A 23,299-nucleotide genomic window follows, 5' to 3' on the forward strand; every position below is an offset into this window, starting at 1 on the left:
CCGATTCATCGGCGAATAATGAATAAACCCGCTGCGCAGCAGCGTTCCTTCCAGGTTGCTGGCCTCATTCCCCATCGAAGGAAAGAGCATCGCCGATGAATCGGCTCCTACAATGCCAGGTCACCTCCCACCGGATCCCTCTCGATGTCCTTGTCCCGCCCCGGCATCCTCCACGTGGTCGCCACGCCGATCGGTCATCGTGACGACATCAGCGCCCGTGCCATCGAAACGCTGAAGCGGGTGAAGGTGATCGCTGCCGAGGACACCCGGCACACCCGGCCCCTGCTGCAACACCTCGGCATCGACACGCCCCTGGTCGCCCTGCACGACCACAACGAGCGTACGGCGGTGGATGGCCTGGTGGAGCGCATGCGCGGCGGCGACGACGTGGCCCTGGTCTCCGACGCGGGTACGCCACTGATCAGCGACCCGGGCTTCCGGCTGGTACGCGCTGCCCGCGCGGCGGGCTTGCGGGTGAGCCCGGTGCCGGGCGCCAGCGCCGTCGTCGCTGCCTTGTCCGTGGCCGGCCTGCCCAGCGACCGCTTCATCTTCGAAGGCTTCCTTTCGTCCAAGGCAGGCGCCCGCCGCACGCGTCTGAACGAGCTGGCGGGCGAACCGCGCACGCTGATCTTCTATGAATCGTCGCATCGCATCGTCGAGTCACTGGAGGACATGGCCGCGGCGTTCGGCGCCGAGCGCGAAGCCGTCGTCGCGCGCGAGCTCACCAAAATGTTCGAGACCGTGCTCGACGGCAGCCTCGCCAGCCTCGTCGAACGGGTCACGGCCGATCCCAACCAGCAAAAAGGCGAGTTCGTCGTGATGGTCGCCGGGCGCGAGGAAGGCGAAGACGAGCGACTGGCCGAGGGCCTGCGCGTGTTCGCGATCCTCAAGGAAGAACTGCCGCCGGCCAAGGCCGCGAAGATGGCTGCCGCGATCACCGGCGCACCCCGCAAGGCCCTGTACGGCAGTTGACGCCGGGCGGCGTCGCGAGCGCCGCCTCACATCGGCCTCGCGAAGCGATGGGCTATGATCCGGACGTTTCGGCGCCGGTGGGTGCCACCGTGCTACCAAGGAATCTTGCGATGCGACCGATCCGCGCCACTACTCTCGGCCTCCTGCTCTGCACCGGCCTCGCCGGCTGCGTGACCCAGGGCGGGGTGAGCCAACATGGGGCCGCGCCTTCCGGCGAGGCCACGCAGGCGGCGCAGGCGCTCTACACCAAGGGCCAGTTCGATCAGGCGGCGCAGGCGTATCTCGCGCTCGCCGGCCAGGATTCGGCGCACCGTGACTACTACAAGCTGCTCGCCGCCGAAGCCTACCGCCAGGAAGGCGCGCTGGACCGGGCCGCTCCCGTCGTCGCCGATATCCACCGTTCGCACCTCGAGGGTGAAGACGCGCTGCGCTTCGATGCCCTGCGCGCCGAAATCGCCCTTAAGAACAATGACCCCGCAGCGGCCCTCTCGTACACCGGCAAGCCATCGTCGCGAGTGTCGCCTCAGATCGAGCAGCGGCTCGCGGAGTTGCGTGCCCGCGCACAGGCGGCATCCAACGATCCCTGGAGCGCGGCGCAGACCCGCGTCGAACTCGACAGCCAGCTACGCGGCCTCGACCGCGAGCAGAACCGCAGGGAGATCGTCAGCCTGCTCACCGGCATGGGCAGCCAGCCCCTGACGGAACGCGCCGGCGCTCTCCCGCCGAACGATCCGATGCGCCCTTGGGTGGCGGAAGCGCAGAACCAGCTCGGCAACGTCACGCGCTCCCCGGCGGTCCTCGACCAGGCCGTCGGCACCGTGACCGGCGACAAGGGTGTGCGCGAAGGCTACAAGGTGCCGACCAAGGTCGCGCTGCTGCTTCCGCTCACCGGCCCGCTCGCCGGTGCCGGTGCCGCGATCCGCGACGGCTTCTTCACCAACTACGTCGAAGCGGCGCACACGAATGCGCCGCGTCCCGAGGTCGTCGTCTATGACGCGGGCAATGATGCCCAGCATGCCGTCGCCGCGTACGACAAGGCCGTGGCCGAAGGCGCGCGCTTCGTGGTCGGCCCGCTCAACCGGGATGGCGTGACGGCCATCTTCGCCAAGGGCGCCCTGCCCGCGCCGATGCTCACGCTGAACTACCCCAACGACAATAAGAACCTTCCGCCGGCCGGCGCGAACGAGTTCGGGTTGCTGCCGGAGACGGAAGGCGCCCAGGTGGCCGATCACATGGCCGACCGTGGCATGCACACGGCCGTGGTTATCGTCTCCACCGACGATTTCGCCCGCCGTGCCGGCAATGCCTTCAAGGCCGAGTGGCAGGCCCGCGGCGGCACCGTGACGAGCCAGGCGACGCTGGATTCGGCGAGCATCGACTTCGCCTCGCAGCTTTCCGCGCCTGCCGACCAGGACCCCGCCACCAGCGGCGTCTTCATCAGCATGAAGCCGCAGCAGGCTCGCCTGCTCCTGCCGCAGCTGCGGCTGGCAAAGATCACCCTGCCGGTGTTCGCGACCTCGCACGTGTACAGCGGCGGCGACGACGCCACGGCCGATCGCGACCTGGAAGGCGTGGAGTTCTGCGACGCGCCCTGGCTGTTCGATGGGCAGCCGGGCCTGCCCCGCCGTGCGGATCTTTCCTCCGCACTGCCCTCGACCCGGGGCGTCGCGGCGCGCCTGTTCGCCTTCGGCATGGATGCATGGGGCCTCGTGCCCTACATCGACTGGATGCGCGGGCATCCGGGCAGCTACCTGCCCGGTGCCACCGGCCAGCTGGTGGCGGATGAGTTCGGCCGCGTGCGCCGCGTACTGATCTGGGCGCGCTTCACTGACGGCGTCGCCCACCCCGTCGCCGGTAGCCTCGAACTCGAAGCGCCGGCAGCGGCCCCGAACGTGGAAAGCGGCGGCGGCTGATTCCCGCCGGCGCGGCCAGGAGGCCGCGTGACCACGACAACGAAAAAGATCACCGCGCGCCGCGCCACCGGAGACTGCTTCGAGGGCGCGGCGTTATCGTTTCTGCAAGCGCGCGGCCTGCGCCTCGTGCGCGCGAACTTCCTCTGTCGGCACGGCGAGATCGACCTGGTCATGCGCGATGGCCCAACCCTCGTCTTCGTCGAGGTGCGTTACCGGCGCAACAGCGCGTTCGGCGGAGCTCTGGGTTCGGTCACCGCGGCAAAGCGGCGCAAGCTGATCAGCGCCGCGCACCTGTGGCTGGGTTGGCATCCGCAGGATGCGCAGCGGCCCTGCCGCTTCGATGTGCTGGCGTTCGAGGGCGAAACCATGGAGTGGATCCGCGCGGCGTTCGACGCAGACGCGGCTCGGTAGGAGCCGATTCAGCGGCGAATAAAGACATGTAGGAGCCGCTTCAGCGGCGAAAAGCCAACGGAGCGGAGAAGCTGCAACGCCAATCGCCGATGAATCGGCTCCTACCGGGATTTCGTCAGGCGGTGGCCAGGAAGGCTTCGCGGCCCATCGTCGCCAGCTCGCCGACCGAGTCGATGGTGATGTCGGGCGGGGTCTCGAGCAGGTCCGCGCCCGCCGCGGCAGCGTAGTGCCCCTGCTTGACGAACACCGTCGTCACCTTGTCGCCGAGAAGCTTCTTCAGCGCGACGAGGATGCGCGGCTTGTCGTCGACCATCACGTAGTGGTCGGCGGGATAGCGCTTCTGCATGTCGTCGAGCATGTCTTCCTTGTGCACATAGATCAGCACGTCCTCGCGGAACGCATCCCACAGTCCGGCACGACGGATCTTGCGCGGCTGGAACACGGTGTCACCGTCGGACATGATCACCGGCCGACCCAGCGTACGCAGATGGTCGATCGCTTCGATCACACCGGGAAACCGGCGTTCGTCGAAGGGATAGTCGAGCAGGAAGAACGACATCTCCATGAAGGCCGGGCTGCTCTCCTGGCCGCGTAGGCGCTGGAGCGCGCCCAGATAGTCGGCGTAACCGACCTGGTCGCGGATCTCCTTGTCGATCGCCTTGTAGCGCGCTTGCCCGGCATCGCCGAAATCACGCACCAGGCGTGCGGCGAGGTCGGCACTGAAACGGTCGTTGTCGATCAGGGTGTTGTCGACGTCGAACAGGAAAACGATGGGGTCGCGGGTAGACACGATGGATCCTTGCACGGGTAGCTTCCCGCCTATATGGGGATGCTCATCGTGGACCGAAGGGGCCTCGGGGTCTTGTATCGGCGGACCCGATCACGCGCGCCCCGGCGGGACCAGGGAGAGCCGGGTGGCGCCGCCCGTTTTCGAGTTCGGTGCCAGCAGGCGCTCGATTTCATCCGGCGGCAGTGGGCGCGAATAAAGGAAGCCCTGCCCTTCCTGGCATCCGGCACGGAGCAGGAAGTCGTGCTGGGCTTCCGTCTCGATACCCTCGGCGATCGTATGCAGCTCGAGGCTCCGCGCGATGGCCACCATGGCTTCGGTAATCGCCACGTCGTTGCTGTTGGTCGGCAGCCCGGTGATGAACGAGCGGTCGATCTTCAGATACGCGACAGCGGGCAGTTTCAGATAAGCCAGGGACGAATAGCCGGTGCCGAAATCGTCGATCGCCACGCCCACGCCCAACTTGTGCAGGGCGAGCATGGCCCGTTCGGTGTCCTCGCCAAGACGCAGGATGGCGCTTTCGGTGAGTTCTACCAGCAGGCGCTTGGGTGCGATGCCGCTGGTGAGCACGGCCTGGCTCACCCCCGCAAGAAAATCCGGATGACCGAACGAGCCTGCCGACACGTTCACGGCGAGACGCAACGGCGGCAGTCGTGCGGCATCCCAAAGGCGAAGTTGCTCGCACGCGGTCTCGAGCACCCACTGGTCGATCTGGCGGATCAGGCCCAGGCTCTCGGCAAGCGGGATGAACTCGTCCGGGCCCACGTTGCCGCGCTCGGGATGACGCCAGCGGATCAAGGCCTCGACCGCGACGATGCGACCGCTCTTCATCTCCACGCTGGGCTGGTAAACCACGTGGAACTCATGACGTGTCAGCGCCTGACGCAGCTCGGACGCGAGCTTGAGCCGGCGCCGCGCATCGGCATGCATCTTCGGCGTGTAGAAGCGCAACGCGTTGCGCTCTTCGGTCTTGGCCACGTACATGGCCGCGTCCGCGTTCGCGATCAGGGTGACGGCATCGTTGCCGTCGAGGGGGTAACCCGCGATACCGATGCTCGCGCTGACGAAGAGTTCGTAGTCACCCAGGTCGAAGGGGCGTGCCAGTGCGGCGAGCATGGCCTCGGCAACGACCAGCGCCTCCTCGCGCGAGCGCAGGTCGGCAAGCAGCACGGTGAACTCGTCGCCGCCGATGCGGCCGGCGATATCGTCGGGCGTGAGCTGCGCGCGGATGCGCTCGGCCACGCGCATCAGGAGCGCATCGCCGGTCGCGTGGCTGTAACTGTCGTTGACCACCTTGAACGCGTCGAGGTCGACGAAGAGTACCGCGATGGCCCCGCGCTCATGGGCGGCGCGCGTGATCGCTTCGGCGCATCGGCGCTCGAACTCGGCGCGCGTCACCAGGCCGGTGAGCGGATCGTGCGTGGCCATGTGCTGCAGGCGCTGGCGATCGGCCTTGCGCGCGGTGATGTCGGAGACCACGGCGACGTAGTGCTGCGGACGCCCTTCGCCGTCGCGGATGGTGCTGATGCTCAACAGCTCCGGATACGTGCTGCCATCGGCGCGCTGGCTTTCCACTTCGCCCAGCCAGTTGTCACCCGATGCAATGTCTTCCCATAGGGAGGCCGGCAGCGGCCGGCCATCGGGCAAGGTGCGCGTGGCGTCGAAACGTGTGCGACGCAGCGCCTGCAACGAGATGCCGGTGAGCTTGGCGTGGGCCGCGTTCGCCGTGGTCACGCGGCGATCGGCGTCGGCGATGATGACGCCTTCGGCGATGCTGGCCAGGGCTTCGGCGGCGATCTTGCGCTCCTGTTCCATGGCCACACGATCAGAGATGTCGCGAACGATGGCCTGGCAGACCTGCCGCGAGCCCCAGGCGACGAGGCTGCTTTGCGTTTCCACCGGCCGGGTACTGCCATCGGCGTTGCGCAGCACACCATTCCCGGCGTGGTCGGAGCCTTCGACAAACAGGCTGGACAGCTGGATGCCGGTGAGCTCGGCGCGCGAGCAGCCAAGCCAGCTCGCCGCCCGTCGATTGGCATCGAGGATGCGTCCGCTTTCCTCGTCGACCATGAAGATGGCGTCGGCCGCACTGTCGAACAGCAGGCTGTAACGCTCCTCGGTGCCGCGGATGGTGGCGACGATGCGCCCCGCCATACGCAGCCACAGCAAGGACGCGAGGGCGGCGACCCCGAACACCGTAAAGAAGAGGACGCGCCCGATCCACGATGCGCCGTTGGCGATATCGAGCGAAAAGGCTTTCGCGCGCGGTTCCATGTAGGTATTGAGCGCCGCGATGTGCGCACGCTCCGCATCGATCATCGCAGCGGGCGCCATACCTGCCGCATACGCGCGGTCGAGCCGGTCGGCGGTATCGGCAAGATCGGCCAGGCTGCCGTCCACCGAACGCCATTCCGTCACGGCCTCGCGCACGTAGGGCATGCCGGAAAAATACTGAAAGATGAAGACCATCCCCGGGATGGCTTCGGGAATCACGCCGCCGCGGGCGAACGCGTCGTAAACCTCGGCATGGGCGARGTCCCCGCTGGCGATCGCGTCACGCGCCCAGCGGTCCGCCATCAACACACTGTAATTTCGCCGAAAACCGGCAAGGTCCGCCGGGCGTCCGTGCGCGGCGTATTCGTCGAGATCGATGACCGCCTGTTTCTGTGCCTTGGACCAAAGACTCTCGCCGTTGAGGAAACCGGCGAGAGTCACCTGCGTCTGGAGCGCTACCCACGTGAGGGCAAGGATGAGACCCACGACCGCAACGAGCGCATAGGCCAATGGCCTGAGGCGCCTCGATAACGGCAATTGGTGGTTGGCCTCAACGCGTTGCATTCGTCCCTCAGATCCTCATCCGGTCGTGATAGTGCGCCACTTGGTGCCCAACTTGCGAGTTACGCAGCTGCCTCGTTCCACGTGCGAATCGACGCCGTGGCATCCATGCAGCGATCGAGGGTAATGCTCATGCTGACGTAGCTGCGACGGACGCACTCCTTTATGTGCTCGATCTGGTCCACCGGCGGATTGCTCCCCAGCAGGGTGCAGACGATTTCCAGCGCTTCCCATGGATGGGTATCGTCATAAGCGGCGTGAAGCTGAAGCCAACGCAGCCCGGCTTTGCGGCCCGTAATCGGCAGGCTTTCCGCGTAGGCCGCGCTTTCATAGACGATTTGCGACCAATCACCGGTCGCGCCTTCCACCGCGTAGTTGGTTGCCGCGATGCCCGCGGCCAGCGAATCGTCGCGGCTCACCTCTTCACACCACTGGGCCAGGGTCTGCGTGCCCTTGGCCGGTTCGGCCCGGAGCACGTCCTCGCGGGACACCCCCGCGCTTTCCGCCCAATTGAGCCAGTACTCGGCGTGGTTCTGTTCCACCCGGATGTTGCGGACCAGCCAGCGGCGGGCGAGGTCGTCGCCCGGGCTGCGGCCGTAACGCGTCTTCAGCAGGCTGTGCGACATGTAGCCCGGAAAGCGCTCGATGACCGGCCACACGCCGATCATGAAGTTGCGGGTGGTCTCCGGATCGAGGGTGGCGGCAATCATCGCCGACCACATCTCATGGCCGACGATCTTTGCCCGCGTGTCCTCGCAGGACGAGACCATGTCCTGCGCCCAGAGCGGATAGCTGGCGATGTCGGTCTGTGAGCCGGTCAGTTCAAAACGTGCGTTCATAGGAACTCCCAAGGGATCTGCTGCCAATTGAAGGTCGAGGCAGGCCCGGGCGACCCGCGGCCCGCCAAGCCGGCCCCCTTGCGGGGCCGGACGATCATTAGGGCACAACCGGGAGCCCGCTTTTTCGGCAAGAACGCGCCAGCCCACCTAGCCCATTCGTCATGGGCCACAGGCAGCGCGGCGGGGTCTATCGTGGACATCCCAATGGCAAGGACATCGCTCCCATGGTCACGATCAACCGCATCCTCGCTGCCGCCATCGCCTGCGGCCTCGCTTCCACCGGTGCCCTTGCCGCCGATGCCCCCGCGGGAACGCCCGTCGGCGTGGACCTCAAGGGCATCGATCATTCGGTGCAGCCCGGCGACGACTTCGACGGCTACGCCAATGGCAGCTGGAAAAAGACGGCGGTGATTCCCGCCGATCGCGCCAGCACGGGCGTGTTCCTGGAGGTGTTCCAGAAGGCCGAGAAACGCAATGCGGCGCTGGTCAAGGCGGCGGGTGACGGTCATCCGGCCGCCGGCAGCGAGCAGCGGCTCATCGCCGACTACTACAAGGCGTACATGGACGAGGCCGGCATCGAGAAAGCGGGGCTGAAGCCGCTCGAGCTCGCCCTGGCCGCGATCGAGGCGATCAAGGACAAGACCGCCCTGTCAGCCGCGCTCGGGGCGCAGCTGCGCGCCGACGTCGACCCGATCAACGCGACCAACCTCGGCACCGAGCACCTGCTTGGCCTCTTCATCGCCCAGGGTCTCGAGGATCCCTCGAAGAACATGCCTTACCTGTTGCAGGGCGGCCTGGGCATGCCCAATCGCGACTACTACCTGAAGACCGACAAGGACATGGTGGAGACCCGCGCCAAGTACGCCAGCTTTGTCGAGGCAGTGCTGGCCCAGGCCGGCACGCCGGACGCCGCCGGCAAGGCGAAGGCCATCGTCGCCCTCGAAACGAAGATCGCCCAGGCCCAGGCCTCGATCGTCGACAGCGAAGACATCCACAAGGCGAACAATCCGTGGCCGCGGACCGCATTCGCGAGCAAGGCCCCGGGCCTCGACTGGAATGCCTACTTCAAGGCGGCCCAACTCGACGACCAGCCGACCTTCATCGTCTGGCAGCCCGCCACCGTGACGAAGTTCGCCGCCCTGGTCGCCAGCGAGCCGCTGGATACCTGGAAGGCGTGGCTCCGCTTCCACACGATCAATGCCGGGACCAACGGCCTGCTGCCCAAGGCTTATGACGCCCTGTCCTTCGGCTTCTACGGCACCACGCTCACCGGCACGCCCAAGCAGCGCGATCGCTGGAAGCGCGGCCTGAGCCGCGTGAACACGGACCTCGGCGATGCTGTCGGCCAGATCTACGTGAAGCAGTACTTCCCTGCGTCGTCCCGCGCCCAGGTGCAGGACATGGTGAAGAACATCCTCAAGGCGTTCGACGCGCGCGTGGACACGCTGGACTGGATGTCACCGGAAACCCGGCAGAAGGCCAAGGCGAAGATCGCCACGATCAAGGTCGGTGTCGGCTACCCGGATACCTGGCGCGATTATTCGAAGCTCGAGATTCGTCCGGACGATGCGCTCGGCAACCACGAACGCGCGGTACTGGCCGAATATCACCATCAGATCGCCAAGCTCGGCAAGCCGGTGGATCGCGACGAGTGGTGGATGACCCCGCAGACGGTGAACGCGGTGAACCTGCCGCTGCAGAATGCGCTCAACTTCCCGGCGGCGATTCTCGAGGCGCCGTTCTTCGATCCGAAGGCGGACCCGGCGTCGAACTACGGCTCGATCGGCGCGGTGATCGGCCATGAGATCAGCCACAGCTTCGACAATACCGGCGCCGAGTTCGACGCCCAGGGCCGTCTGGCCAACTGGTGGACCGACGCCGACCAGAAGCACTTCAAGGAAGCCGGCCAGCGCCTCGTCGAGCAGTTCAACCAGTACGAGCCGCTGCCCGGCCTGCACGTCAACGGTCAGCAGACGCTGGGCGAGAACATCGCCGACCTGTCCGGCCTGACGATCGCCTATGCGGCGTACAAGGAAAGCCTGCACGGCAAGCCGGCGCCGGTGATCGACGGCATGAGCGGCGACCAGCGCTTCTTCCTCGCTTTCGCCCAGTCCTGGCGGACGAAGACGCGCGACGCCGCGTTGCGCGCGCAGGTGATCGGCGATGGTCATGCACCGGGCGAGTTCCGCGCGCAGACCGTGCGCAACCTCGATCCCTGGTATGACGCGTTCCAGCCGAAGGCCGGCCAGAAGCTTTATCTGGATCCGAAGCAGCGGGTGAAGATCTGGTAATCGCCTGAGCAGAGCTCGCCGATGAATCGGCTCCTACCGTGCCGTATGCGGCTACCGGGTAGGAACCGATTTATCGGCGATCAGCGCTKCCGACGAACGTGTCGCTCGACGACACCCAACACCCCGTCGATCGACAGCGCCAACGCGCCGACCAGCAAGGCGCCCTGCACCACGTACGCCGTGTTGTTACCCACCAACCCCTCCACGATCGGCGAGCCGAGCGTCGTCGCACCGACCGCCGAACCGATGGTGGCGGTCCCGACGCCGACGATGGCCGACAGCCGCACGCCAGCCATGATCGGGCCGGCGGCCAAGGGCAGTTCGACCTCCCACAATCGTCGCCAGCGCCCGTAGCCCATGCCGTCGGCGGCATGTAACGCGGCGGGCGACACGTTATCCAGGCCCGCGACGGTCTGCCCGAGCACGGGCAGCACGCCATAGAGCGTCAGCGCCAGTAACGTCGGCGCCGCACCGAAGCCCAGCAAAGGCACGGCGATCGCCAGCACCGCGACCGGCGGAAAGGTCTGCCCGATCACGGCGACCGCGCGCACCGTCGGCAGCAACGAACGTCCGGCCGGACGCGTCGCCAACACGCCCAGCGCGAGGCCCGACACCACGGCGACGAGGGTCGCCAGGGCCACCAGCCACAGGTGCGACAGGGTCAGCGCGAAAAAAGACGTGCGCGTATAGAGTGGATGCGAAAGCGTCGGCATCCACGCGTGGAACCACGGCGCGCTGTGCGGCAGCACGACGAGCAGGACAACGAGCAGCAACGGGGCGACGATCGCCTTCACTCGCGCGACACCACGAGATCGGCGAGCAGGATCGCACCGGCGACCTGCCCGGCGTCGAGCACCGGCAAGCGATCGCGACCTTGCATAAGCATCGCCCCCAGCGCGTCCTGCAACGAGGCTGCGCCATCGATCGCATCGCCGTCCGCGACCTCGCCCTTGCGCATGCTGTCACGCACACATCGCACCGCCAGTTCGCGCAGTCGCGCACGCGAACCGCCGACGAACTCGCGTACGCGTTCGTTCACCGGATGGCGGATGAGTTCGAGTGGCGTGCCGACCTGGGCCACCTTGCCGTCGAGCATCAGGGCCACGCGATGGCCGAGACCGAAGGCCTCGTCCATGTCGTGAGTGACGAAAAGAATCGTCGTGGCGGTGTCGCGCTGGATCGCCTTGAGGCTGGTCTGCAGCGACTCGCGCGTCACCGGGTCGAGCGCGCCAAAGGGCTCATCCATCAGCACGATGCGCGGCCGCGCAGCCAGCGCCCGCGCGACACCCACGCGCTGCTGTTGTCCGCCGGATAACGTGTCGGGATAGCGGTCGGCGAAGCCCGGCTCGTCCAGCTTGAGCAGCTCGAGCAAGGCGTCGACCCGCGCACGAATGTCGCGATCCGGCCAGCCGAGCAGGCGCGGCACCGTGGCGATGTTCTCGCCGACGGTACGATGGGGAAACAGGCCGACGGATTGGATGGCATAGCCGATGCCACGCCGCAGCGTCTCGACCGCCTGAGTGGCGACATCCACCCCGTCGATGCGCACACTCCCCGCGTCGATGTGGACCAGCCGGTTCACCGTGCGTAGCAGCGTGGACTTGCCGGAACCCGAGGGCCCGACAAGGACGAAGAACTCGCCGTCCTCCACGCGCAACGACAGGTCGTCGATGACGACATGGTCGCCGAAGCGTTTATAGACGTGGTCGAATTCGATCATGAGCGGCGTTCCGTCAGGGCGAGCATGGCCTGGAAGAGAAGATCGACGGCAAGGGCCAGCGCGATGATCGCCAGCGTACCCAACATCACCATGTCGTTGGCCCCCTGGCCGATGCCGAGGAAGACGAAACGCCCGAGGCCACCTGCTCCGATAAGGGTCGCCACCGCCGCCAGGCCGATCGTCTGCACCGCAACGATGCGCAGGCCGGCCAGCAGCACCGGCCACCCCAGGGGCAGTTGCACGCGTGACAGCAGTTGCAACCGGCTCATGCCGAGTCCGCGTGCCGCGTCGCGCGCATCGGCGGGTACCGCGCCAAGGCCTGCGATGGTGTAGCGAACGACCGGCAGCAAGGCGTAGAGCACCAGCGCGAACACGGCGGGTGCCGCACCGGTGCCGCCGAAGCCGAGCGCGCCCAGCGCCGGCCATGCGTGCGCCAGCCAGGCAAACGGTCCGATCAGTAGGGCGAACAAGGCGAGCGACGGCACCGTCTGCAGGAAGGCGAGCAGGCCGACCACGGCACCGTCCGCCCGCCGCGTGCGCCAGGCCCACCAGCCCAGGGGCGCGCCGATGACCAGCGCCACTAGCAGGGTCGTTGCGGCGAGCGTGAGATGGGTCAGCAGCGCATCCATGAAGGGCCCGCGTTGCGCATGAAATTCGCGGGCCAGCGCCAAGGTATCGAACGCGCCGGCCGTGCCCATGCCGACAAGGGCGACGACAAGCGTTGTCCACCCGCTCATTCGCGCAGCCCTGCGCAACTCGCGCAACCGATCGAGCAGGAGCAGGCTCGCCGAAAGCCACATCAGCCAGAAGCCGGCACCCAGCGGAACGCGCGCGCTGGGCGGTGCCGCCAGCAACAGCGTGCGCGCATCCATGCTCGCCAGCAGGGGCAAGCCGGCGATCAGTCCCCATGCGAGCACAGCCACGACTCCCCTGCCGCCTCTGACCGGCGTGACGCCCAGCCCCACGATAAGCAGCCAGACGAGAGCAAGGGCCACGACGTGCGGGCTGTGTGGCTCGCCGCTCAGCAGACGATTGGGCGTGACATAGAGAAACGGAAAGGCGAGCGCGGCGAGCAGACCGATGCAGGCCAGTACCATCACGGGCAAGGCGCGAGGGTTCACGGCACGAGCCCCGCGTCGTGCAGGTAGTCCCGCGCCACCACGGCCGGATCCTCACCATCGATCTGCGTGCGCGCATTGAGTTTGCGCAGCACCTCGACCGTCAACGGTCGGAACGCGGCATCCAGTGCGCCGCGCATGGACGGGTAACGGCGCAATACCTCGCCGCGAACCACTGGCGCCGGTTGATACACCATCTCCACGTGCCGCGGATCGGCAAGCACGGTCAGCCCGGTCACGGCGATCGCACCGTCGGTGGAATAGACCATGCTCGCGTTGACGCCGGAGATGCCTTCGGCGGCCGCCTTGATCGTCGCCGAGGTATCGCCGCCCGCCAGTACCAGGAGTTGATCGCCGCGCAGGGTGAATCCGTACGCGGACTGGAAGGCCGGCAGCGCGGCATCGCTTTCCACGAACTCGGCCGAACCGGCCAGCAAGACATCACCGCCGCCGTTCACCCAGCGCGCAAAGTCATCGAGCGTGACCAGCCGCGCCGCGCGCGCCACGTCACCACGCACGCCGATCGCCCAGTGGTTGTCGGCCGGCGCAGGCGCCAGCCAGACCAGGCGATTCGCCGTCAGGTCGAGCGACGCAGCAAGCGCGTAGGCCTTCCGTGCATCGCGGAACTCCGGATCGCTCTCGCGATGGAAGAAGAACGCGGCATTGCCGGTGTATTCCGGATAGACATCCAGATCGCCATTGAGCAACGCGCGCCGCACGATGGACGTGGGTCCGAGCTGGGTTCGGTCGACCACCGGCACACCGGCATGGCGAAGTACCTGCAACACGATTTGTCCGAGGACCGCACCTTCGTTATCTGCCTTCGAACCTACCCGCACCGCCGTTTGCGCATGCGCCGCGAAGGTCAGCAGGACGAGCAGGACGCCAAGCAGCCGGCGCAACGTCAGCGTCCGAGCAGATTGGCGAAGGCACGCTTGAAGGACTCGTCGATCGGTGTGGCATCGACGCTCGCCGGCAGCCCGCGAAAGCGCGCCTCGAAGGCGAGGACCGCCGCCATGAAACGCTCGGCGCGGCCTTCGTCGTCGCCCTCCTCCACGGCATAGGCCAGCACACGCGCCGCTTGCCCCGCGAGGTCGACATCGTCGGGCAATGCGGAAATATCACCCCAGACCTGCTTCAGGTAGTCCACGGCGATGCCGGCGCGACGCATCCGATGCAGCAGCCCGGCAGGCATCGTATGTTCGGGCGTGAAGCGCGCGACGATGTCCTGAGGCTCGTCGAGTGACACGGAGCCGAGATCGACACGAATACACAACGAGGCCGTATCGAACAGCCAGGTCTGCGGCGCGGGCGGCTCGCTGTACGGCAGGGGCACGCCATTCACTTCGACGCTCTCGGGAATGCCGGCATCGAGCAGCTCCACGATGTACGAACGCGCCGCGGGCCGCCCCTGGTAGTGGCCACGCATGGCATCGATGTGCACGCGCTGCGCACGGTCTCCGCGGCGACTACGCACGCTGGTGCGCGCGAATTCGCTGCGCTGGTAACCCTGGCTCTCGCCGTCGTCGTCGTAGAGTTCGGTGGCGCCTTCGTCACCCGGAAAAACCTGGAGGATCAGGGCATCGGGCACGCTGGCGAGGTTGCGCAAGCCTTCCGGATACAGCGGGACCACACTGCCCGGGCGCACGAAGATGGGAATCTCCTCGAGCGTGTAATGCCGCTCGATCATCTGCCCACCCTCGAAGGACTCGGCACCGTCGCGGCTGTACCACAGCCCCGGCGGCAGCCACACGGGGAACGACGCGGCACCGTCCTCACCGACCGGCGTGGTGACCGGCGCCACGAGGATGTCGTTGCCGAACATGTATTGCGCCGGATGCTCGTAGGCCTCCTCGTGCTCGGGCCAGTGGTAATACATCGGGCGCACGATCGACAGCCCGGTGTCGTACGCGTGCCGGGCGGCACCGTAGATATACGGCGCCAGCTGGTAGCGCAAGCGGATCGCGGCGAAGATCGCGTCGCCATACGGCGGTCCGAAATGCCATGGTTCCTTGTGCAGGCTGGCCTCTTTGGCCGAATGCGTGCGCAGCACCGGACTGAAGACACCGAGCTGCATCCAGCGCGCATAGAGCTCCGGCTCGAGATGCCGCTCCGGCCGCGGAATATGCTTGTGGAAGGTATGCCCGCCGATGTCGTGGCTCCAGTACCCGTAAAGGACATTGGACGCCATCGCGGTGAAGTGCGGCTGGAAGGCCAGCGAATCCCAGGAGATAACACTGTCGCCAGAGAAACCGATGGGATACCGGTGATTGCCGAGCCCACCCCAGCGATGGTAGATCAACCCACGCCGGCCGCCGTCGCGCTGCATCTCGGTGAAGAACGTGTGGTTGAGCCACCAGGTGTTCGACAAGCCAGGGTGCGCCTTCGACTCCGGCCATTGCTGCCAGTCGAGCCACCAGAAGTCGACACCGACTTTTTCCAGCGGGTGCAGCACCGTGTCGAACAAGGCGCGCATATAGGTTGGCGACGTGCCTTCGAACGGAATCGCCGCCCGTGTCGAGGTGTCCCACGACAGTGCCTTCGCCATGGCGTCGTACTGTTCTTCGTGCGGCAGGACACCCGAGGCGGGATGCAGGTTGAGGGTGACCCGCAGGTGCTGCCCGTGAGCCCAGCGCATGAAGGCCTTGGGATCCGGAAACAGGCTTCGGTTGAACGTGTAGCCGGTCCAGCCGGACTGCTCGCCGAAGACGTCCTTGTGCTCGTGGCCCGGCCGCAACGAAAGGCCGGGCGTGGTGTGCCAGTCCATGTCGAGTACGAGCACATCGAGCGGAATACGTTCCTTCTCGAAACGCGCACCGAGTGTGCGCAGTTCCTCATCGGTGTAATTCCAGTAGCGCGACCACCAATAGCCGAAGACAAAACGCGGCGGAATCGGCTGCGGACCGGCGATCGCCGCAAAATCGGCCAGCGCGGCACGGTAGTCGTGGCCATAGCCGAAAAAGTAGAGATCCTGGCGCTCCCCGGTGGGCCGCTCGAGCACCCAACCTTCGTCGTCGATGCCGAAGCCCTCGGTGTCGTCGACGACATGCCACCCGTCCCGCGCGATCAGCCCCTCTTCGATCGGCAGCTTGCTGCCATCCTGCCAGGTATCGCCGTCGTAGCGGTCCAGGGTGCGATAGGTGCCCCCCAGATTGTTCTTCTGGATATCGCCAGGGGTCCACGTCAGGTCGGTCTCGCCGCGACGGACCAGGATCGACAGGTTGGCGGCCGTGAAGCGTCCCGCCGCTTTACTGTCGGCGGCCTTGGTGTAACGCAGCCGGAGCGCGCCCGTGTCGATTTCCAGTACGGACTCGTCCTCGACGATACGGAACCTGGGCACCTCCAGCGCCCGATGCACCACGATCTGCGTACGGCTGTCGCGGAAGGTCGCCGAGGCGCTCCATTCCAGCCGGATGAGCCGTGGCGTAAGGACGGTGAAGCGCACCTCGGCGCGCTCGACAACGGCTTCGGGATGAGCCGCAGCGCCGGCACCGGGCCGTTGGTCTGTCGTGGCTGCCATGGGCGTGGAGCCCCTTTTTCGACGCGAGGTGGACCATTATGACGCGTCGCCGCATGGAACCGGTGAAAGCATCGGCTTGACGGCATCTTGCCGCGCCGTGCACTTCCCGCCGGGCACCTTCGTCTCCTAATCAACGAGGAGCGGGACCATGAACGAAGACCAGATCCGTGGCGCGGCGAACACTATCGGCGGGCGTGTGCAGCGTGCTGCCGGGGCGTTGGGCGGCGACCACGGCCTCGAGGCCGAAGGCGCCATCCGCGAGACGGCCGGTCGCGTCCAGGCCAAGGCCGGCGAGGCCGTCGACACCGCCCGCGACGTCATCGCCCATCGCCCCCTCGGCGCGATCCTGAGCGGCTTCGGCGTCGGCATCCTGGTAGGCATGCTCCTCGCCCGCCGCGACTGAGTCGCCTCGAAAGTCTGCGCTGAAAGAGCCCGGCTTCATGCCGGGCTTTTTCGTTTTCCATTGAGTGTGGGCTCGCCTTCGGCCTCGCGTTTTGCTGCGCTCGCAGGGCGCGTCGCAAGAGCCGGCGGGTGCCACCCTCGGGGCTACGCTACGGCGTCCCGCCAAGGAGGGCCGCGAGCGCGGCCGTTTATCTATTGCCCTACGGGCCGGGCCGGGCGTCGACTGGGGTTTTCCGACTCGACATCCTGTCTCGCGAAAAAGGCCGGCCGTCCTGGCCGGCCCCCTGACGGGCCTGATCCAGCCGACGCCCTCGCCTCCGCTACCGGCCCCGAGGGTGGCACCCGCCGGCTCTTCCGAGCACTGAGGTGGCGTGAGCGGAAAGCAACCGCCGCCACCCACCGGCGCAACGCAGGTCTTGTGTGGGAGCCGCTTCAGCGGCGAACCCTCAGGACATCGTGCAAGCGAGTGAGGCCGGGTGGTGATGGGGCGAGCGGTTAACCGCCGTCACGATGCGACGCAAGGCCTCGTTCGCTATAGCTGTGTTGAGGGTTCGCCGATGAATCGGCTCCTACCAAGGGCCCGCACTGTGCCCGTTGCGAGCGTTGGCTCGACCTCACGGCACCTCAGTGCTCGGAAGAGCCGGCGGGTATCGCCCTCGGGGCCGGTAGCGCAAGCGAGGCGTCACACCGGAAAAAGCCCGAAGGGGGGCGGCCAGGACGGCCGACCGTTTTCGCGAGACAGGATGTCGAGTCGGAAACCGCCGGTGGGGCGCCGACCCGGCCCGTAGGGCAATAAGTAAACGGCCGCGATTCGCGGCCCTTCCCTAGCGGGTCGCCGGAGCGTGGCCCCGAGGGCGATACCCGCCGGCTCTTGCGCCACGCCGCGACTCACCGCCTCAAAGCAACAAGCAGCGATTGCGCCCCGCTCGCTTGGCGGCGTACAGCGCGCGGTCGGCGCGGTCGAAGACAGTGGCGGCGGTGTCGTTGGCGAGGAAGCGGGTGATGCCGCCGGACATCGTCACCGTCACGGGTTTCTGGCTGGCGTGGAACGCCAGGGCGGCGACGGTTTCGCACAGCGCCGTGGCGGCGGCGAGGGCCTCCTCCGGCGCGATGCCGGCGAAGATCACGACGAACTCCTCGCCGCCATAACGCGCGACGAAGGCCGGTGCCGGCAGTTCGCGCGTCAGAGTCTGACCGACAATGCGCAGGACCGCGTCGCCTGCCGCATGGCCGAAGCTGTCGTTGATCACCTTGAAATGATCGATATCGAACGCGCCCACGCAGGCGATGCCGCCCTGGTCGCGTACGTCCTGTTCGATCTCGGCCATGCGCCGTTCGTAAGCAAGGCGATTGGGCAGGCCGGTCAGGGGATCGGTGAGCGCGAGTTCGTGTTCGCGACGCAACGAGTCCTGCAGCGATGTGGCCTGGGTCTCCAGCTCTTCGACACGGTCTTTCATGCGTTCCGCACGATCGCGATAGGTCGCCATGCGTTCGTCTTCGCGATCGCGGAACGCACGAAAGTGCTCGTCGATCATCGAAAGGCGCGCATTCACCTGTGCCTGCAAGGCGTCCAGGTCCGTGGCGCCCAGGGTCTGCTCGGCGAGAAGACGCATTTCTTCGCGAACCGTCGCATCGAGGTCGCGACCTTGTTCGTCACCGGTAGCGATGTGCTCGGTTTCGGCCACCAGGTAACGCGTCATGTCGCCGAGACGCCCGCTGACTTCGGCAAGCAGGTCCTGTAGCTGCGCCATGTCGTGACGCAGCGACGCGCGTTCCTGATTCACGAGGTCGGCGAGACCTTGCGCCGCCGACGCGATCGCCTCGGGATCGCGGGCTTCGCCCAGCACTGCATGCAGATCGTCGGCACGCCCGGCGAGTGCGGGCATCATCGCGATCGTGAGGAGCACCTGCCGCAACGCGTCCGTCGCCACGCGACAGGCGTCGATCTCCTGTACCGGGATGGGATCCACGACAGCCGCCGCCTGCGGCACGTCGCGCGCAGGGACGATGGGCAAAGGCGACTGCCGTTCGAGCGCAGCGATCGCCTCGGTCAGGGCATCCAGCAAGGGGTCGAGGGTCTCGGGAGTCGACGCGTGACGCAGGCCGTCGCCCAGATGATCCAGAAGACGATCGGCCTCCTCGCTCTGTCCACGAGCCAGCGCGGCAAGGCGAAGCACGAGGCGTCGCAAGCCCTCCTCCGTCACACGGAAGTCGTGTTCGTCGCGCTCCATCCGCTCGAGGGCGAGATGGTATTTGCGCTCCCAGACGTCCTGCGCCACGCCGCCACCTTCGTTCATGTCAGTAGAGTACCCGTGCGAGCAGTTGCAGTTGGTTGCCGCGTTCCTGGGGGGCGAGCCCCGCCTCCAGGCGATCGTCTCGCGTGGCGTCCACGTGCAGGACTTCGGCGGTAAGGCGCAACCACTCGCTCGGGCGCCAGTTCAGCGCGGCGGTGATCGCGCGCCCGCGCTCGCCCGACGGCCAGGTGCGGAAACGCTCCACGCGCAGCGTAGGACGCCATGCGCCACGGTTCCAGCCGGCCAGCAGGAAGGCCGACTGGAAACGGGTCCGGAAGATCGTCTGCTGCGGCTGGACGTCGGTGTCCCCGTCCATGCCCTGCGCGATCCAGGTCACCGGCCCGGTGGTGAATTTCGCGCCCGCCGACCAGAAGCGCGTGCGCCAGGCAAAGAGCCCGTCGCCGTTCGCATAAAGCCGCCAGGCCTGCGGGTCCGCCCGGTTGTCGTAGCGCAGCAGGCGCAGGTCGAGGCCCGTGCTGCTCTTCCAGCCGGCATCCGCATACCAGCCGGTGCGACCGCCGACGCGCTGGAACGGCGCGTACTGCTCCCGTGTACCGCCCTCCTCGGAAGGCTCGCGCAACCGACCGCCGACACCGTAGACCAGGTCGCTCAGCGACCAGCCGCGCATCGCGAGGATGTTTCCCGCGACGTCGTTATGCCGGAAAAGACCACCGCCCAGACCGATCGTGCCGTTGTCACCGCGCCACTCCTCGCGAGCCTCGGCACCGAGACCACGCAATTCCTCGCCAACCCAGCTGTTGATCGCCGACGGCGTGATGGTCCACGGACTGGTCCAGCCGATGCTGTCGTTTTCGAGCGAGACGGGGAGGAAATACAGGCCGCCCTTGATGGCGGTGCGCCAGGCCGAAAGGGACAGCGGACGGTAACGAAGGAAGGCTTCGGTGAGCTGCGGGCTGGCGTGGTCGGTCTGCTGGAGCTGGACGTCGGCCAGGGCGAACAGGGCCGGCGTGAGCTGCGCGGTAACGACGACGGCCGCTGCGCCGAAGCGCGCCCGCGTCTCGCCGTCGCCATAGCGCAGGCGTCCCGGGCCGCCGTTGACGAAGCTGGGATCGTTGGCGGCGTCGACCACGCGCACATCCGCATACGCATGCAGCTTCAGCTCCTGTGCGCTGGCGAGGGGCGTAACCAGGCAGATGGCGGTGATGGTGAACGCGCGACGGAAACGACTCACGCGAATCCCGCGTCTGGCGCGGCGCGCCGCGCGACCAGCGCCGCGAAGGACATTGGCCGGTCGACATGGAATCCTTGCACATGGTCGCAACCGACCTCGCCAAGGAAGGCGATGGTGTCTTCGTCCTCCACCCCTTCGGCGGTCACCCGATAGCCCAGCCGATGGCCGAGCTCGACCAGCGATCGGACGATCACGCGGTCGGTTTCATCGGTGGCGAGGTGCTGGACGAACATCTTGTCGATCTTCAGTTCCCTGACGGGCAGGCGGCGGAGGTAGGCGAACGAGGTCTGGCCGACCCCGAAATCGTCGATCGCCACGTCGATACCCATATCGGCCAGGCGACGGAGGACTTGAAGCGCCGCCTCCGGCTCGCCGATGACGGCGCTCTCGGTCACTTCCAGGACCAGCGCGGTGGCCGGCAGTTGGTGCACCCGCAGCAGATGGGCCACGTGGTCGGGCAGTTCGGTATCGCCGATGTCTCGGGCAGAGAGGTTGATCGAGAATCGCAGCGGCTGCCCCGCACGGACGAGTTCCGCCGCCTGGGCGATACCGCGGGCGAGCACCCAGCGCGTCAGGCGGCCGATATTGCCGGTCTCCTCGGCCACGGCGACGAACTGCTCGGGCGAGACCATGCCGCGTCCGGGCCGGGGCCAGCGCACCAGCGCTTCGACACCGTCGATGCGACCGTCGGCCAGACGCCGCTGGGGCTGGTAGTACAGCTCCAGCGCATCGGTCTCGATGGCCGTGCGCAATTCGCTCATGAGGGAAAGACGTTCAGGCCGATGGGGATCGGCCTGCGGGTCGTAGACATCGACACCCCGCGCCGAACCTACAGCGGCGAATTCCGCCACCTCGGCCCGACGCAGCAAGGCGGCCGCACGTTCGCCGTGGCTTGGCGCCAGCGCGATACCGACCGCGGGGCCCATGTCCATGTTCACTTCGGCTTCCTGATAGGGCTGGCCGAGCGCATCCATCACCCGGAACGCCACCGAGATCGCCTCGGTACGGTCGGCGCCGCGAAGCCACACCGCGAACTGGGTGTCCGTGGCGCGCGCGACGTAGTGCGTGCCGGCCACCTGCCCGACGCGCACGCCGGCATCGCGCATCAGACGATCGGCCAGTGCGTGGCCGATCGTCTTGATGATGTCCGGCAGGCGCGTGACGCCCAGGATCAACAGGGCACCCTGCTGGCCGGGTGCGGTCGCCAGATCCTGGTCGATCGCTTCCTCGGCCGCGGCGCGATTCGGCAGGCCGGTCACGCCATCGTGCATGGCCTGGTGTCGAATGCGCAGTTCGCGTTCGCGGACCGCGTCACCCATGGTGCGGAACGCCGTCGCCAGTTCGCCGATCTCGTCGCGGCGACGCACCTCGGGTGCATCACGGTAATCGCCACCGGCGATGCGCCGCGCCGCGGCAGCCAAGGCCTCCACCGGTCGCGACACGCCGCGCGCGACCAGCCAGGCAACGAGCAACCCGGCCGCGAGGCCAACGGCAAGCAAGGCCAGCCAGGCATCCCACACCGCCTTGTAGGGACGCAACGCGTCGTCGAGCGAGTAGCCGAGCACGGCGTAGACCGCACCGCTTCCCTTCGGTTGGCGGAGCAACTGCGCCAGCACCAGGTAATCGCGGCCGCCGATCGTCGCCGCGGTCGGCTCCGACGGCAGCGAGCGGTCGCTGGAGGAAAAGCTCGCCGTCAGCTCGGAACGACTGCTTCCGCGAGCCATGACGGCGTAGTGTCCGGTGCCGGTCGGCGTGGCGAGCTCGATATCGCGCGGTAGCGCGGATAGCTGCTGCATGTGCGCGATCATCGCGTTGTCGACCGGCATGCTCGCCGCCACCAACCCCACCGGTTGCGGCGCGTAGATCGGCACGACGACCACCCAGAAGGCCTTGCCGTCGACGACCGCGACGGCCGCCGTCCGTTCGTTGAAGGCCCGACTCAGCAGATCGGGAAAGGCGAACGGCTGGCCGTCGCCGGCGCCGCTTGCCGTATCTGCCTGCACCTTGCCGTCGAGGTCGAGCAGTTGCATACGCGATGCGCCGACGCGTCGCCCATGGTTGCGCAGGACGGAAAGGATGGTGTCCTTGTCGCGCGCGCCGATGGCCGAGCGCAGGCCATAGTCCAGCGACATGATCTGCACACCGTTGGCAACGCTGGCCGACAGATCGTTCATCTGGGCGACGAAGGCCGCCGCGCTCGCAGTCAACTGATGGCCGCCTTCCTTAACCAGCTGGCGGCGTGCCACGTCGTAGGCCAGAACGGCGGTAACCCCTTGGACGAGGATCAGCGTGGCGACGAAGAACAGTGCCAGCCGGGTGCGGAAACCGAGGACCGGCATGGTCGGCTCAGTAGCCCAGGTGCTCTCGATCCATCGCCCCGCGTGGATCGGGCAACAGGGCGAGGTTGAAACGGACCGTGGCCGGGCTCGACTCGTTCACCGTGACGCCCTGGATTGGCAGGGTCACGCCGGGACGAAGCTGGGGATGCCAGGCGTGTGCGACGTAGTCCCCGGCGACGATGCCGTCGATGCTCGCCCTGCCCTGAGCATCGGTCGTCGCCATCTCGGGATCCTTCGTCACATAGAGGTACGTGAGCATCTGGTCGTGGATGTTGCAACCGACGGCTGCGTTGCCAGGGCCCTTCATCACCAGCGCCGGCGAGCTCTCGCCGGGGGCAAGCATGGTTTCGAACTTCACCATGTCCGAAAATGAGTAGACGTGATGCCGCGTCGTGTCGCTGTTGCGGAAGATCACGCTGTCGCCGACATGCATCGCCGACACGAAGGGAAGAAAGGTTTCGTCTTTCTGGTCGACGTAGTGCGTGACCGGCGGGATCGTTCGTGCCGAGGTGCCGGGCCGGGGCGCAAGGCTGACGACGGCGTCCGCCACCGGATGCCCACTCGTATCCACGACCTCGACAACGACCCGCCCGGCATGGGCCGGTGTACCGCCCAGGATGACTACAGTCGCGATGGCGAGCAGACGGCGCATGGGCTTCCCCTGTG

Annotated in this window: 17 protein-coding genes; 5 read left to right on the top strand and 12 right to left on the bottom strand. The window is 67.1% G+C overall.

Annotated features, from left to right (window positions below):
• The first annotated feature begins 150 nt into the window (after positions 1-150).
• From rsmI to AC1DYM_RS02650, 3 genes are all read left to right on the top strand, one after another.
• Positions 151-972 carry a 16S rRNA (cytidine(1402)-2'-O)-methyltransferase gene (gene rsmI, locus AC1DYM_RS02640; RefSeq protein WP_477335958.1) on the top strand — a complete coding sequence of 274 codons (822 nt, stop codon included), beginning with the start codon at positions 151-153 and terminating at the stop codon, positions 970-972.
• 110 nt (positions 973-1,082) lie between these two features.
• A complete protein-coding gene (locus AC1DYM_RS02645; protein WP_477335676.1) occupies positions 1,083-2,885 on the top strand; it encodes a penicillin-binding protein activator in 1,803 nt (600 codons plus the stop codon).
• Positions 2,886-2,912: 27 nt separating this feature from the next.
• The gene (locus AC1DYM_RS02650) at positions 2,913-3,296 is read left to right on the top strand and encodes a YraN family protein (RefSeq protein ID WP_477335678.1); all 384 of its coding nucleotides are present in this window, start codon (positions 2,913-2,915) and stop codon (positions 3,294-3,296) included.
• Between the two features lie 115 nt (positions 3,297-3,411).
• On the opposite strand, the gene AC1DYM_RS02655 is transcribed toward AC1DYM_RS02650, so the two are convergent.
• From AC1DYM_RS02655 to AC1DYM_RS02665, 3 genes are all read right to left on the bottom strand, one after another.
• Positions 3,412-4,086 (bottom strand): HAD family hydrolase, encoded by a 675-nt coding sequence (locus AC1DYM_RS02655; RefSeq protein ID WP_477335680.1) that lies wholly within the window; start codon positions 4,084-4,086, stop codon positions 3,412-3,414.
• A 90-nt stretch (positions 4,087-4,176) separates the two neighbouring features.
• Complete coding sequence (locus tag AC1DYM_RS02660; RefSeq protein WP_477335682.1) at positions 4,177-6,921, bottom strand: putative bifunctional diguanylate cyclase/phosphodiesterase; 2,745 nt, start codon at positions 6,919-6,921, stop codon at positions 4,177-4,179.
• Positions 6,922-6,980: 59 nt separating this feature from the next.
• The gene (locus AC1DYM_RS02665) at positions 6,981-7,757 is read right to left on the bottom strand and encodes an iron-containing redox enzyme family protein (RefSeq protein WP_046968242.1); all 777 of its coding nucleotides are present in this window, start codon (positions 7,755-7,757) and stop codon (positions 6,981-6,983) included.
• A gap of 224 nt (positions 7,758-7,981) precedes the next feature.
• Here AC1DYM_RS02665 and AC1DYM_RS02670 point away from each other — a divergent pair, with 224 nt between their 5' ends.
• On the top strand, positions 7,982-10,048 hold the full coding sequence (locus AC1DYM_RS02670; protein WP_477335684.1) for a M13 family metallopeptidase: 2,067 nt from the start codon (positions 7,982-7,984) through the stop codon (positions 10,046-10,048).
• An 80-nt stretch (positions 10,049-10,128) separates the two neighbouring features.
• Here the strand turns inward: AC1DYM_RS02670 and AC1DYM_RS02675 are convergent, their stop codons facing one another.
• Genes AC1DYM_RS02675 through AC1DYM_RS02695 form a run of 5 tightly spaced genes read right to left on the bottom strand, consistent with a single transcriptional unit; the run spans position 10,129 to position 16,406 of the window.
• Positions 10,129-10,842 carry an ABC transporter permease gene (locus AC1DYM_RS02675; protein WP_477335686.1) on the bottom strand — a complete coding sequence of 238 codons (714 nt, stop codon included), beginning with the start codon at positions 10,840-10,842 and terminating at the stop codon, positions 10,129-10,131.
• Positions 10,839-11,768, bottom strand: coding sequence for an ABC transporter ATP-binding protein (locus tag AC1DYM_RS02680; protein ID WP_477335688.1), 930 nt, complete (start codon positions 11,766-11,768; stop codon positions 10,839-10,841). Before AC1DYM_RS02680 ends, AC1DYM_RS02675 begins: the two co-directional genes overlap by 4 nt.
• Positions 11,765-12,889, bottom strand: coding sequence for an ABC transporter permease (locus AC1DYM_RS02685; RefSeq protein WP_477335690.1), 1,125 nt, complete (start codon positions 12,887-12,889; stop codon positions 11,765-11,767). The genes AC1DYM_RS02680 and AC1DYM_RS02685 overlap by 4 nt, the downstream gene beginning before the upstream one ends.
• Positions 12,886-13,788, bottom strand: coding sequence for an ABC transporter substrate-binding protein (locus tag AC1DYM_RS02690; protein ID WP_477335692.1), 903 nt, complete (start codon positions 13,786-13,788; stop codon positions 12,886-12,888). The genes AC1DYM_RS02685 and AC1DYM_RS02690 overlap by 4 nt, the downstream gene beginning before the upstream one ends.
• Positions 13,789-13,790: 2 nt before the next feature.
• The gene (locus AC1DYM_RS02695; protein ID WP_477335694.1) at positions 13,791-16,406 is read right to left on the bottom strand and encodes a glycoside hydrolase family 31 protein; all 2,616 of its coding nucleotides are present in this window, start codon (positions 16,404-16,406) and stop codon (positions 13,791-13,793) included.
• A 148-nt stretch (positions 16,407-16,554) separates the two neighbouring features.
• On the opposite strand from AC1DYM_RS02695, the gene AC1DYM_RS02700 reads away from it, so the two are divergent.
• A complete protein-coding gene (locus AC1DYM_RS02700) occupies positions 16,555-16,809 on the top strand; it encodes a CsbD family protein (RefSeq protein WP_046968237.1) in 255 nt (84 codons plus the stop codon).
• Between the two features lie 895 nt (positions 16,810-17,704).
• On the opposite strand, the gene AC1DYM_RS02705 is transcribed toward AC1DYM_RS02700, so the two are convergent.
• From AC1DYM_RS02705 to AC1DYM_RS02720, 4 genes are read right to left on the bottom strand one after another with little or no spacing between them, the layout of a single operon-like run.
• Entirely contained in the window at positions 17,705-19,105 is a 1,401-nt protein-coding gene (locus AC1DYM_RS02705) for a GGDEF domain-containing protein (RefSeq protein WP_477335696.1), read from the bottom strand.
• A 1-nt stretch (position 19,106) separates the two neighbouring features.
• Positions 19,107-20,294: a hypothetical protein gene (locus AC1DYM_RS02710; protein WP_477335698.1), complete on the bottom strand. Its 1,188-nt coding sequence runs from the start codon at positions 20,292-20,294 to the stop codon at positions 19,107-19,109.
• Entirely contained in the window at positions 20,291-22,633 is a 2,343-nt protein-coding gene (locus AC1DYM_RS02715; protein WP_477335700.1) for a putative bifunctional diguanylate cyclase/phosphodiesterase, read from the bottom strand. Before AC1DYM_RS02715 ends, AC1DYM_RS02710 begins: the two co-directional genes overlap by 4 nt.
• A gap of 7 nt (positions 22,634-22,640) precedes the next feature.
• The gene (locus tag AC1DYM_RS02720) at positions 22,641-23,285 is read right to left on the bottom strand and encodes a hypothetical protein (protein ID WP_477335702.1); all 645 of its coding nucleotides are present in this window, start codon (positions 23,283-23,285) and stop codon (positions 22,641-22,643) included.
• Positions 23,286-23,299: the final 14 nt, after the last annotated feature.

The sequence above is a fragment of the Luteibacter sp. P1_D3 genome, assembly GCF_056406135.1.

What these genes read in the sequence shown, in the direction of transcription:
- AC1DYM_RS02645 (WP_477335676.1), top strand. Translation starts at nt 1,083, where the DNA reads ATGCGACCGATCCGCGCCACTACTCTCGGCCTCCTGCTCTGCACCGGC.
- AC1DYM_RS02665 (WP_046968242.1), bottom strand. Translation starts at nt 7,757, where the DNA reads ATGAACGCACGTTTTGAACTGACCGGCTCACAGACCGACATCGCCAGC.
- AC1DYM_RS02670 (WP_477335684.1), top strand. Translation starts at nt 7,982, where the DNA reads ATGGTCACGATCAACCGCATCCTCGCTGCCGCCATCGCCTGCGGCCTC.
- AC1DYM_RS02680 (WP_477335688.1), bottom strand. Translation starts at nt 11,768, where the DNA reads ATGATCGAATTCGACCACGTCTATAAACGCTTCGGCGACCATGTCGTC.
- AC1DYM_RS02695 (WP_477335694.1), bottom strand. Translation starts at nt 16,406, where the DNA reads ATGGCAGCCACGACAGACCAACGGCCCGGTGCCGGCGCTGCGGCTCAT.
- AC1DYM_RS02700 (WP_046968237.1), top strand. Translation starts at nt 16,555, where the DNA reads ATGAACGAAGACCAGATCCGTGGCGCGGCGAACACTATCGGCGGGCGT.
- AC1DYM_RS02705 (WP_477335696.1), bottom strand. Translation starts at nt 19,105, where the DNA reads ATGAACGAAGGTGGCGGCGTGGCGCAGGACGTCTGGGAGCGCAAATAC.
- AC1DYM_RS02715 (WP_477335700.1), bottom strand. Translation starts at nt 22,633, where the DNA reads ATGCCGGTCCTCGGTTTCCGCACCCGGCTGGCACTGTTCTTCGTCGCC.
- AC1DYM_RS02720 (WP_477335702.1), bottom strand. Translation starts at nt 23,285, where the DNA reads ATGCGCCGTCTGCTCGCCATCGCGACTGTAGTCATCCTGGGCGGTACA.